The organism is Mesorhizobium sp. M1406 (genome assembly GCF_040317555.1).
Lineage (GTDB): Bacteria > Pseudomonadota > Alphaproteobacteria > Rhizobiales > Rhizobiaceae > Mesorhizobium.
On the sequence record NZ_JAMYKW010000001.1, the window covers coordinates 482,501 to 485,000 of the forward strand.

General features: G+C 53.4%; 1 rRNA gene (only partly in view). It reads left to right on the plus strand.

Annotation, left to right across the window (positions count from 1 at the left end):
* Positions 1-2,500: ribosomal RNA gene (locus NKH03_RS02440) — 23S ribosomal RNA — on the plus strand (it extends past both window edges: 181 nt to the left, 141 nt to the right).

The following is a 2,500-nucleotide window of genomic DNA, read 5'->3' on the forward strand; positions in this document are numbered from 1 at the left end:
GCTGCTGTGGTTTCCAAGTATCGATAATAGGTAACTTACCCTGAATACATAGGGGTAAAGTGGCGAACGCGGGGAACTGAAACATCTAAGTACCCGTAGGAAAGGACATCAACCGAGACTCCGGAAGTAGTGGCGAGCGAACCCGGACCAGGCCAGTGGCGATTGAGAGACAAGCGGAACCTTCTGGAAAGTAGGGCCATAGTGGGTGACAGCCCCGTACGCGTAATGCAATCAATCGTCCTCGAGTAAGGCGGGACACGTGAAATCCTGTCTGAAATTGGGGGGACCACCCTCCAAGCCTAAGTACTCGTGCATGACCGATAGCGAACTAGTACCGTGAGGGAAAGGTGAAAAGCACCCCGACAAGGGGAGTGAAAGAGTACCTGAAACCGATTGCCTACAAACAGTGGAAGCCCAAGGTTCGTCCTGGGTGACCACGTACCTTTTGTATAATGGGTCAGCGACTTAGTGTGACGAGCAAGCTTAAACCGCTAGGTGTAGGCGCAGCGAAAGCGAGTCTGAATAGGGCGTTCAGTTCGTCGCATTAGACCCGAAACCGAGTGATCTAGCCATGAGCAGGTTGAAGGTAAGGTAACACTTACTGGAGGACCGAACCCATAACTGTTGCAATAGTTCGGGATGACTTGTGGCTAGGGGTGAAAGGCCAATCAAACTCGGAAATAGCTGGTTCTCCGCGAAATCTATTTAGGTAGAGCGTCGACCGAATACCCCAGGGGGTAGAGCACTGGATGGGCTAGGGGTCCTCACCGGATTACCAAACCTAACCAAACTCCGAATACCTGGGAGTACTAGTCGGCAGACACACGGCGGGTGCTAACGTCCGTCGTGAAAAGGGAAACAACCCTGACCTACAGCTAAGGTCCCCAAGTTATGGCTAAGTGGGAAAGGATGTGAGGATCCCAAAACAACCAGGATGTTGGCTTAGAAGCAGCCATCATTTAAAGAAAGCGTAACAGCTCACTGGTCTAAATAAGGGTCTTTGCGCCGAAAATGTAACGGGGCTAAAGCCATACACCGAAGCTTAGGGTTTGGTCCGCAAGGGCCAAGCGGTAGCGGAGCGTTCTGTAAGCTGATGAAGCCATACCCGTGAGGGGTGGTGGAGGTATCAGAAGTGCGAATGCTGACATGAGTAACGTAAGGGGAGTGAGAGACTCCCCCGCCGAAAGACCAAGGGTTCCTGCTTAAAGCTAATCTGAGCAGGGTTAGCCGGCCCCTAAGACGAGGCGGAAACGCGTAGTCGATGGGAACCACGTTAATATTCGTGGGCTTGGAGGTAGTGACGGATCATTGAGGTAGTCCAATCTTATCGGATTGAACGGGCTGCTGCGTGGTTCCAGGAAATAGCTCCTCCTTATAAACCGTACCCGAAACCGACACTGGTGGTCTGGTAGAGTATACCAAGGCGCTTGAGAGAACTATGCTGAAGGAACTCGGCAAATTGCACGCGTAACTTCGGAAGAAGCGTGACCCTTTTCTACGCAAGTAGAGGAGGGTGGCACAGACCAGGGGGTAGCGACTGTTTATCAAAAACACAGGGCTCTGCGAAGTCGCAAGACGACGTATAGGGTCTGACGCCTGCCCGGTGCTGGAAGGTTAAGAGGAGGGGTGCAAGCTCTGAATCGAAGCCCCAGTAAACGGCGGCCGTAACTATAACGGTCCTAAGGTAGCGAAATTCCTTGTCGGGTAAGTTCCGACCTGCACGAATGGCGTAACGACTTCCCCGCTGTCTCCAGCATAGACTCAGTGAAATTGAATTCCCCGTGAAGATGCGGGGTTCCTGCGGTTAGACGGAAAGACCCCGTGCACCTTTACTATAGCTTTACATTGGCATTCGTAGTGGCATGTGTAGGATAGGTGGTAGGCTTTGAAACCTGGGCGCCAGCTCAGGTGGAGCCACCCTTGAAATACCACCCTTATTACTATGGATGTCTAACCGCGGCCCGTTATCCGGGTCCGGGACAATGTATGGTGGGTAGTTTGACTGGGGCGGTCGCCTCCTAAAGAGTAACGGAGGCGCGCGATGGTGGGCTCAGAACGGTCGGAAATCGTTCGCTGAGTGCAATGGCATAAGCCTGCCTGACTGCGAGACTGACAAGTCGAGCAGAGACGAAAGTCGGTCATAGTGATCCGGTGGTCCCGCGTGGAAGGGCCATCGCTCAACGGATAAAAGGTACGCCGGGGATAACAGGCTGATGACCCCCAAGAGTCCATATCGACGGGGTTGTTTGGCACCTCGATGTCGACTCATCGCATCCTGGGGCTGGAGCAGGTCCCAAGGGTATGGCTGTTCGCCATTTAAAGCGGTACGTGAGTTGGGTTCAGAACGTCGTGAGACAGTTCGGTCCCTATCTGCCGTGGGTGTAGGAATATTGAAAGGATCTGTCCCTAGTACGAGAGGACCGGGATGGACGGATCTCTGGTGGACCTGTTGTGGCGCCAGCCGCATAGCAGGGTAGCTATATCCGGACGGGATAACCGC